This window comes from Rhizobium sp. SVR5-2C, from assembly GCF_056755115.1.
The window spans coordinates 1-9,995 of sequence record NZ_JBNDHT010000189.1 but is presented as its reverse complement, the minus strand read 5'-3'; the positions used below and the strand labels follow the sequence as shown (position 1 = coordinate 9,995).

The 9,995-nt window shown below is 60.6% G+C and carries 9 protein-coding genes; 2 read left to right on the top strand and 7 right to left on the bottom strand.

Features of this window, described 5'->3' with window-relative positions:
- Positions 1 to 56: 56 nt before the first annotated feature.
- Positions 57 to 2,318 (bottom strand): Orn/Lys/Arg family decarboxylase, encoded by a 2,262-nt coding sequence (locus ACPYOI_RS32630; protein ID WP_481423924.1) that lies wholly within the window; start codon positions 2,316 to 2,318, stop codon positions 57 to 59.
- Between the two features lie 158 nt (positions 2,319 to 2,476).
- Complete coding sequence (locus ACPYOI_RS32625; protein ID WP_481423923.1) at positions 2,477 to 3,403, bottom strand: cation diffusion facilitator family transporter; 927 nt, start codon at positions 3,401 to 3,403, stop codon at positions 2,477 to 2,479.
- A gap of 196 nt (positions 3,404 to 3,599) precedes the next feature.
- On the opposite strand from ACPYOI_RS32625, the gene ACPYOI_RS32620 reads away from it, so the two are divergent.
- Positions 3,600 to 4,967 (top strand): amino acid permease, encoded by a 1,368-nt coding sequence (locus tag ACPYOI_RS32620; protein ID WP_481423922.1) that lies wholly within the window; start codon positions 3,600 to 3,602, stop codon positions 4,965 to 4,967.
- A gap of 23 nt (positions 4,968 to 4,990) precedes the next feature.
- Here ACPYOI_RS32620 and arcC read toward each other — a convergent pair whose 3' ends face one another.
- The 5 genes from arcC to ACPYOI_RS32595 form a co-directional block, all read right to left on the bottom strand.
- Entirely contained in the window at positions 4,991 to 5,929 is a 939-nt protein-coding gene (gene arcC, locus ACPYOI_RS32615; RefSeq protein ID WP_481418778.1) for a carbamate kinase, read from the bottom strand.
- Between the two features lies 1 nt (position 5,930).
- On the bottom strand, positions 5,931 to 6,935 hold the full coding sequence (locus ACPYOI_RS32610) for an ornithine carbamoyltransferase (protein WP_481418779.1): 1,005 nt from the start codon (positions 6,933 to 6,935) through the stop codon (positions 5,931 to 5,933).
- Positions 6,936 to 6,975: 40 nt separating this feature from the next.
- A complete protein-coding gene (arcA, locus tag ACPYOI_RS32605) occupies positions 6,976 to 8,205 on the bottom strand; it encodes an arginine deiminase (protein ID WP_481418780.1) in 1,230 nt (409 codons plus the stop codon).
- Between the two features lie 170 nt (positions 8,206 to 8,375).
- Positions 8,376 to 8,582: a hypothetical protein gene (locus ACPYOI_RS32600; RefSeq protein WP_481418781.1), complete on the bottom strand. Its 207-nt coding sequence runs from the start codon at positions 8,580 to 8,582 to the stop codon at positions 8,376 to 8,378.
- A gap of 217 nt (positions 8,583 to 8,799) precedes the next feature.
- Positions 8,800 to 9,120, bottom strand: coding sequence for a hypothetical protein (locus ACPYOI_RS32595; RefSeq protein ID WP_481423921.1), 321 nt, complete (start codon positions 9,118 to 9,120; stop codon positions 8,800 to 8,802).
- 357 nt (positions 9,121 to 9,477) lie between these two features.
- Between ACPYOI_RS32595 and ACPYOI_RS32590 the strand changes: the two genes are divergently transcribed.
- Positions 9,478 to 9,995, top strand: a 518-nt coding sequence (locus ACPYOI_RS32590) for a response regulator (protein ID WP_481423920.1), incomplete at its 3' end; no start/stop codon positions are given.

The following is a 9,995-nucleotide window of genomic DNA, read 5'->3' as shown; positions in this document are numbered from 1 at the left end:
CTTCAGCATCCTGTGAAACGGTATGGCCACGGTCGGAGACTTCACATCGCGCGGGATCATTGTTGCTGTCCTTCTGCAATGCAGTCGACGAGGTACCGACGTCCGTCTTTACCGGGGGCAAATCGCAGGCCGTGAATGTCGGTTTCGAAGCCCGGAAACTTGCGGTCGAAATCGCGGGCGTAAAGCAGGTAATCCTGAATCGACTTCGTCGACTGCGTGATGCGCTCGCCCGGCATGATCAACGGAATGCCGGGCGGATAGGGAACGATCATGACCGCAAGCACGCGATCCATGAGATTGTCGATTTCAACGCTCTCGATCTGTCCCTTGACGAGCCGGTCATATGCATCGGCCGGCCGCAACGCCATCTCGGGCAGGACCGTGTACATCTCGCGCTGCGCCTTCGGCACGTCGTCCTTGCGGTAGATCGCATGGATCTGCTCGCAGAGATCCTTCAGTCCCAGGCCGCCATAGGCTTCCGGATGCGCGGCGGCAAGTGCCGGCAGCGCACGCGTCAGCGGCGCGTTGGCATCGTAAAGATCCTTGAAATTGAAGAGTTCGGTGACAAGCGTGCTCCATTTGCCGCGGGTAATCCCCATCGAGAAGAGAACAAGGAAGGAGTAGAGGCCGGTCTTTTCGATTTCGATGCGGCGCGAGGAAAGAAACTTCGTGACGACGGCGGCCGGGATCCCATGCTCCTGCATGGTACCGCTGGCCGACAATCCCGGCGAGAGGATGGTGACCTTGATCGGATCGACCATCACATGATTTTCGGCCAAGCCCGCAAAGCCGTGCCAGCCGTCGCCGGGTTTCAGCACCCAGTCTTCGTGATTATCACTCGGCGTCTGTTCGGCAACCGTCGGCTCCCAGACATCAAACCACCAGCTCCCTTCCGTCTGTTTTCTGACCGCGTTCATCGCACGCCGGAAGCTGATGGCCTCGTCAATCGTCTCCTGCACAAGAGCGCGCCCGGCCGGCTGCTCCATCATCGCGGCCGCGACATCGCAGGAGGCAATGATGCCGTACTGCGGCGAGGTCGAGGTGTGCATCATGAAGGCTTCGTTGAAGCGCGTAATGTCGAGGCGCTTGTTCTCGGCATGCTGGATATGGATCATCGACGCCTGCGAGAACGCGGCGAGCAGCTTGTGCGTCGAGTGCGTGGCAAAGGTAATGGCGTTCTGCGACCGCGCGGGCTGGGCAGAAGAGATCCCGTGGAAGCCGTCGTAGAATTCGTGGAAATTGGCGTAGGCGTACCAGGCCTCGTCGAAGTGCAGCACCTCGACCGCATCGCCCAGTGATGCTTTGATGGCATCGACATTGTAGCAGAGCCCGTCATAGGTCGAGTTAGTTATGACCATCAGCCGGACCTTGCCGCTCGTCTGCCCGGCAAACGGACTTGCGGCGATCTTCTGCGCGATTGCTTCGGGCGTGAACTGATCCTTCGAGATCGGGCCGATGATGCCGAGCCCGTTGCGCGAAGGCGTCAGATAGATGGGGGTCGCGCCCGTCATGATCAGCGAATGCAGGATCGACTTGTGGCAGTTGCGGTCGCAAAGCACGAGATCGCCGCGCCCGACCATGCCGTGCCAGACGATCTTGTTTGCAGTCGACGTGCCGCCGACCACGAACAGGGTCTCGTCCGTGCCGAAGATGCGGGCGGCGTTGCGTTCGCCCTCGGCGATCGGCCCGACATGATCGAGCAGCGAACCGACGCTGCCGACAGATACGGAGATATCGGATCTGAGCGTGTTTTCGCCGAAGAAGGTGTAGAACAGCTGCCCCACGGGGCTCTTGCGGAAGGCGACGCCGCCGCCGTGGCCGGGCGTATGCCAGGAATATGCACCCTCGAGCGTATAGTCCATCAACGCCTTGAACATCGGCGGCGGCAGCCGGTCGAGGTAGTTGCGCGCAGCCTGCACGATGGCGCGCGCCATGAATTCTGCCGAATCTTCGAACAGCCGCAGGAAGGCATTGGCGTGACGCAGCACGCTGGCCGGAACATCCTCGGCGGTCGTGTCGTCGCCGAAGAGGAAGATCGGCAGCCGGTCGTTTTTCCCGCGCTTCGCGCTTAGAACCTCTTCCAGCACCTGCCACCGCGAGATCTTATCCTCCGTACCGTCGACGGAAACCAGCCAGCAGGATTCGGTGTTGAAGATATGCACGAGACGGCGCGCATCCTCATAGGAGACGCCGGAAACGATGCGGAACCCCTCGTTCTCGATCGCCGCCGCCAGATCGCGCATCCCGCGCCCGGCAGCACTCTTGCCGTCAAAATCCTCATCAATGACGGCTATCGGAAATGCCTTTTGGAACTCCATGCGCCCTCCACAACCCGATGGTCAAAAGGCAGCGACCGCCACGCAGCCGCATGCGTCTCAGGTCGGGGGATGGTACACGCCGGGTAAAGCGGCGTCGTTGATCGCAATCAAGATAGGAACAAAAGCCTTTCGAAATCGGCGGAGGCGATCCCTCGTCTCTACTCGGCCCATTCCGCATCGGCGGTGAAGGCAATCGTGAGCCAGCGATTGGCGCTCTCATCTCCGATCGCGTCGCCGATCTGGTCGCGAAGCGCATCCCATTCCTCCACTGTTTTCGGAGGAAGTCCTTGAGGCACGATGAAGTAAAGTTCGATCTGCGTTGCCCGGCCGACGCGCGCGACATAGGCCCGGTAGGAGAGGAAGCCGAGACGGCGAACCGTCTCGGAAGCAACATGATCGACATGGTCCTTGAGATCGACCGGCGCAATCAGCAGGATTTCGGTCACTGCCTTCCAGACCGTGCCAATCGGAAGCGGAATCATCACGAGGCAGACTAGACCCAAGACCACCGGGTCCACATAATTGGCAACCCAGGCGACCGGCGTCGGCTGCACGGCAAGGCCGATCAGAAAAGCAATCAGCAGGGCAAGGGCGATACCGCCCGACATGATCCAGGCTTTGACGTCGAGGGAGATGAAGTCGGATTTCAGAGTACGGTTCAGTTTCATGCCTATGGCGGCCATGACCACGCAGACGACCACCGTCGCGGCGGAATAGGCGATCGCGACGCCGAAATGGAGTTCGTGCCCGCCGCTGAGAATGCTGATGATCGCGTTGATCAGCGCATAGAGCGCGACCGTCATCAGCAGGCAGCCATTGAGCATGAGGACGATCGGTTCCAGATGCCAGAAGCCCATGGTGAAGCGGTTGCGAATTCTGCCTGACTGAGCATCGCTCTGCGCCGATTTCACGATCAGGCTCGAAACCCATAGAGCAAGCCCGGTCATCGCTGCATCCGCCAGCGAATACACCCCATCGAACGCAATGGAAAATGAGCCCGAAAGAATACCGAAGACGACGCCGAGCGCGGCAACCACGACGGTAGCCGCAATCGAGATGCGTAAAAACCCCTGCTCGTTCCACATCTGCATCCCCACGCCGCCCACCACTGAGTAGCGGCCATTCTAGCGCCTCCACGCCAATCGTGAAGATGTCTGAGGCGCGCGCCGACTACGCATTGAACCGGATTGCAGCGCCCGATCTTTGGAGGGAAGATCGGGCCTGAGATGGCGGCCCACGGCGCCGTTGGCACCAGGGAGACGGCCTCTTAGGGGGGAATTCATGACGACGTCACCGAATGGCAAAAGCCTCGGACTTGCCGCCTGCACCGCCATCGTCGTCGGCAATATGGTGGGATCGGGCTTCTATCTTTCGCCGGCCGCGATCGCGCCATATGGCAACCTCGCGATCATCGTCTGGATCATCATGGGAGCCGGCGCAATCTGCCTCGGTCTCACATTCGCGCGGCTTGCCAGTCTCGTGCCGGCTGTCGGCGGACCCTACGCCTATACGCGACTCGCCTATGGCGATTTTGCCGGCTTCCTGATCGCCTGGGGTTACTGGATTTCCATCTGGACATCGCTTCCTGTGATCGCCATCGCTTTCGCCGGCGTGATGATCGATCTCTTCCCAGCGCTAGGAAACCGCTTTGCGGCCACATTGCTGACGCTTGGGGCGATATGGGCGATCGTGCTCGTCAATCTTCGCGGCGTTCACGCAGCCGGCGTCTTTGCGCAGGTCACCACTTACGCCAAGCTGCTTCCCTTCGGCGCGGTCGCCATTATCGGTCTTCTCTTCATCGACACGTCTCATTTCTCCGAATTCAACCCAAGCGGCCAGCCGCTGCTTCAGTCGGTCGCGGCGCTGGCGCCGCTCACCATGTTTGCCTATCTGGGACTGGAATCGGCGACCGTTCCCGCCGGCGATGTCCGCGACGCAGAGCGAACCATCCCCCGTTCGACTGTGCTCGGTATCTCCATCGCTGCGGCTCTTTATGTGCTCGGCACGATCGTTGTGATGGGCCTTGTGCCTCGCGAGCAGCTCGTGCGTTCCGTGGCGCCGTTCTCCGAGGCAGCGGGGATCATGTGGGGGCGCAGCGGCGAGCTGGCGATCTCGATCGCAGTCGTGCTCTCATCCATTGGCGCGCTAAACGGCTGGACTCTGCTGATGGGGCAGGTTCCAATGGCGGCAGCTCGGGACGGGTTGTTCCCTCCTCTCTTTGCCCGGCTCTCCTCACGCGGCGTGCCGGCGATCGGTATGGTGGTCTCGGCGTCGTTTGCGACCGTGCTGGTTCTAGTCCAGGCTATCGGGTCGGAGGGCTTCGCCGCAGTCTATCGGCTGATGGTCGGGCTGAGCACGATGACGGCCGTTGTTCCCTATGCCTTCTGCTCGCTTGCCGGAAGCCTCGTTGCGGCGCGTGTGACCAATGGAAGACGGGTACCGCGCGTGACCGCAATCGAGCTTGTCGGTTTCATTTTCGCTATGTTCACCCTCTATGGGTCCGGCGCCGAGCCAGTGCTCTATGGTCTCGTGCTGCTCATGCTCGGCATCCCTGTCTACGTCTGGCAACGACGAAACGCCGTAGCAGCACCCGTTGACAGCAAAGAGACGGCTGCGGGTGCATCGACGCACCCGGCCGTCTCAGGATAACCTCATCGCGGAACCTGGCACGCTCATGCGTGCCACGTCAGGCCAGGGAACCCGCTGCTGATGATCGTCCCGCGCTCACCGCGCACCATTCTGGCAATGTCAGCCAAGGTTCCGATTGCCGCGCTCTTGCCGGTTTCCTGAGCAAAATGGCACGCGGCATCGACCTTCGGTCCCATGGAGCCGGCAGGGAAGGAGAACTGCTTGAGATCATCGGGACGCGCCCTATGGATCGCCTTCTGAGATGGCTTGCCCCAGTCGGTGCAGACGGCCTGGGCGTCGGTCGCCATGATGAGAAGGTCGGCATCGAGCTCGCGTGCCAAAAGCTCCGAACACAGATCCTTGTCGATCACGGCTTCGACGCCGATGAGCTTCCGATCACTACCCTTTTCATACATCGTCGGAATGCCGCCGCCGCCGGCGCAAATGACGATGGTTCGCTGTTCCAGCAGCCACCGTACCGGGCGGACCTCGAAGATGCGCTTCGGCAATGGCGACGCAACGACGCGCCGCCACTTCTCGCCGTCCTGCTTGAACACCCAGCCCTTTTCCGTGCCGATACGATCGGCGTCGGCCTTGTCATAGACGGGGCCGACGAACTTGGTCGGATTCTGGAAACCCGGATCGTCGGCATCGACCTCAACCATGGTCAGAAGCGTCGCCAGCGGTTGCTCGAACGGCAGCAGATTGCCGAGTTCCTGCTCGAGCATGTAGCCGATCATACCCTCGGTTTCCGCGCCGAGAACATCGAGCGGATAGGCTTCGTCCGGCTTGTAGGCTGCGCCCTGCAGCGCGAGCAGACCCACCTGCGGCCCATTGCCATGGGTTATGATGAGCTGATGCTCGGCTGCCAGCGGTGCGATCGCTTCCGCAGCGATGCGCGCGTTCCGCCTCTGGACATCCGCGGTCATGGCTTCTCCGCGCCGGAGAAGGGCATTGCCGCCAAGCGCGATAACCACACGCATCCTAATCTCCCAGGGTAGCGACAAGCAGCGCCTTGATCGTGTGCAGCCGGTTTTCCGCCTGCTCGAAGGCGACATTGGCTTCGGACTCGAAGACCTCGCCGGTCACCTCAAGGCCGTTGCTCATGCCGTAGTCTTCCGCGATCTGCTTGCCCAATGTCGTCTCAGTATCGTGAAACGCCGGCAGGCAATGCATGAACTTCGTCTGCGGATTGCCCGTTGCCTTCATCAGGTCTTCGTTGACCTGATAGGGCGTGAGCAGCTTGATGCGCTCGCGCCAGACGTCCTTCGGCTCGCCCATCGACACCCAGACGTCCGTGTGAATGAAATCGACGCCCTGCACGGCCTCCTTGGGATCTTCGGTGACCAGCAGACGCGCACCGGACCTCTGCTGCAGATCCTTGGCGATCTTCATGTACTCCTCGGAAGGCCAGAGCGACTTGGGCCCGCAGATGCGCACGTCCATCCCCATCAGGCAGCCGACGATCAGAAGCGAGTGCCCCATGTTCGAGCGCGTGTCGCCAACATAGGCATATTTGATGTCGGCGATCGGCTTGTCGCTGTGCTCGCGCATGGTCATCACGTCGGCGAGCATCTGCGTCGGATGGTATTCGTCGGTCAGGCCGTTATAGACCGGCACGCCCGCATAGCGGGCGAGCGTCTCCACACCCGTCTGCGCCGACCCGCGATATTCGATCGCATCATACATGCGGCCGAGCACGCGCGCCGTGTCCTTGAAGGATTCCTTGTGCCCGATCTGCGAGCCCGAGGGATCGAGATAGGTCACATTGGCGCCCTGATCCGAGCAGGCGACTTCGAAGGCGCATCTTGTCCGCGTCGAGGTCTTCTCGAAGATCAGGCAGATCTCCTTGCCTTTCAGATGCTGTTGTTCGGTGCGGGCATATTTGGCCCGCTTCAGGTCGCGAGCGAGATCGAGGAGATACCGGAACTCGCGCGGGGTATAATCCTGCACGGTCAGAAGCGAGCGATTGCGCAGATTGAAACTCATTTTCTTGCTCCGTCGGGTCTGTTTTGATGGATGCGAGGCATCAGTATGCGGGGTCGCGCCAGATGGGGCACGTCATGCAGTGCCCACCGCCGCGGCCGCGGCCGAGTTCTGAGCCGCGAATGGTGATGACTTCGATGCCCGCCTTGCGCAGAAGCGTATTCGTGTGCGTGTTGCGGTCGTAGGCGACGACGACGCCCGGCTCGAGCGCGACGACGTTGTTGCCGTCGTCCCATTGCTCGCGTTCGGCCTGGTAGGAGTTGCCCCCGGTCTCCACAATGCGCAGTTGAGGCAAGCCAAGCGCTTCGCTGACCACGTCGAGCATTGGTCGATTTTCGGGATGAACCTCGAACGTGCCGTCGTCGCCCTTCGGATGCATGCTGTAGCAACGGATCTGGTCGACCACCTCGGCAAACAGCGTGACGACGTCGCGGTCGCAAAAACTGAAAACGGTGTCGAGATGCATCGCCGCGCGACTCTTCGGCATCAGGCAGCCGATGACCCTCTTTGCCGCCTTGCTCTTGAACAGGGCCTGCGCCACCTGCCCGACGGCCTGATAGGTCGTGCGCTCGCCCATGCCAATCAGCACGGTGCCGTTGCCGATCGGCATGACGTCGCCACCCTCCATCGACGCATTCGCAAACTGCTGGTCTGAATCGCCCCACCAGATCTGGAAATCGCCGCCATGGAAAGATGGGTGGAACTTATAGATCGCACGCTGGATCAGGGTTTCCGCGCGCCTAGCGGGCCAGAACATCGGATTGCAGGTCACACCACCATAAATCCAGCAGGAGGGATCGCGCTGGAACAATGTGTTGGGGATCGGCGGTATGACGAATTCCGACTCCGCCAAGGCACTCAGCATCAACGACTTCGCCTTGACGTCAGGCAGATCGGAGATAGCGATGCCGCCGATCATGAATGCCGCGAGTTGCGTGGCCGGCATTTCGTCAAGCCACGGGCGCACCGCCTCCGCAATCTGCGAGCCGAGCACGTTTGGGGTGATCCGGCGATCCAGCACGAAATCGCGCGCCTGCTTGTCGGCGAGCGTCTGGCCGAGCAGATCGTGGAGTTCGAGAACCTCCACGCCCCTTTCCTGCATCTTCAGGACAAAATCATAATGATCCTTCTGCGCCTCATGAACCCAGAGGACATCATCGAAGAGCAGATCATGACAATTGGCAGGCGTCAGACGTTGATGGGCCAAGGACGGTTTACAGACCATGACGGTCCTGAGTTTTCCGACCTCCGAGTGAACACCGAAACCGCGCATGACCCTCTCCACTGCAAGCAGCCTACCGGATGACGGCCACATCCGGCCGCCCGTGAACCCGGCCAGACTATGTTAGCGCGGCTGGTGATGTCATTGATCGGAAGCAATGTGCGGTGCAGCATCCGGTGCTCCGCCGGCAAAACCGTCCGACGCGGCCGCGACTATTGGCGTCAATGAACTTTGACCACATGGAATTGTTGAACAAGCCAGGCGCGCCAATGGGTCGGGTGAACCTCCAGAATTTCGCCGGTCATGGCGTTCACCCAAGCGCCGGGCCTGCGCTGACACGGAAAAACCAAAGCGTGAACCCCTTCCTCGTCGATCACGGCGAGCTCTAGATCCTGCTCCAATGGAGCTTCGATGATTGACTTCCACATCACCGGAAACCTCGCGACGATGCACGAGCGACAGTCTGGGCTGAGAACGGCTCAGCCCCATAACTCGGTCACCTGGATGGCACAGTCCTCGGTCGACCAGCGCACGAGCCAGGTTCGCTGTAGCGAAACGAACGCCTGCAACGCACTTGTCAGGGGATGTTGCAACGATCGCTCGCTATGTGTCGGAGAAGATTTCTCCTCCGAGACCAGCTATCGCTCAGTCTATGTAGAAAACCATGTTGCCATTACGGGCTCGCGTCACCCACTCGATTTTGTTCGGTGTGAGTTTCCTGGCCTTCAATTGGGCAACGAGCCATTTGTTTGCCCGAGCTGCAGCTCGGATTGCCTCCACTTGCTGTGCAGTGCCAGGCGACGGATGATGGCCGGTTTCATGCGCGTTGCTGTAGCTGATGACCGTGAACCGCTTGCCATGATATGTCCTGACCGCTTCCGGCAGGTTTTCGGCCCAATTCATCCTTCGGTATTCCTGGCGAGTCGTTTGTTGAGCGCTCACTGGCATCACCGTCAGCATCACCATCGCGGCAGCGGCCGCTATTCGAACGGCCGGGGCAAACGTCCTCATCTCACCTACTCCCTCGAAAGATCATGTACCGTTGCTTCTAAATTAGCCGAACAGCAAAGCGGCGGCATTGAGCCGGATCAATGAAAATAGAGATAGGTGCAACTCCCAATGACCACCTCCTGCCGACCACCGCGCGATGTTGGGTGACGAGCCATCTCCAATAGAGGTTACGCGATGTTACACCGATCATCGGTCCAAAGATGGCCGGCAGAGCTATCATCGCGTGGCGGACAGGCTCGCATATCGCAGGCAGGCCATGGAGAAGGTTTCAATCTTTCTCGTTGTCGCCTGCGTTGCCGGAGAGCTCAACTGATGGCGAACGACCTTACAGTCCATCTCGTCGATGACGCGGAGCCGTTTAGACGATCCCTGACGTTCCTGCTGGTCTCCGCAGGATTTGCCGTCCGCGCGCATGACTCGGCAAAGGCGTTTCTGGATGGTGCTTCGATGTCGGAAGGAGGCTGCCTTGTCACCGACCTCAGGATGCCGCACCTCGACGCCATGGAACTGTTGAAGCACCTGCGGCGCTTCAATGCAGACATTCCGGCGATCGTCATCACCGGCCACGGGGATGTCACGACGGCTGTCCAGGCGATGAAGGCCGGGGCGGCAGATTGCGTGGAGGCGCCTTTTGGAGACGAGGTGCTGATCGCGGCCATCAACCGGGCGACGGCTCTGAAGCGTGCCTTCTGTGGGGCCTCCGGCACCGACACTATCGCATCGCGGCTTTGCCAGCTGACGGACCGCGAACACCAGGTCCTGGCCGGCGTGCTCGACGGCCTGCAGAACAAGATGATCGCCTTCAATCTGGGCATCAGTTCACGCACGGT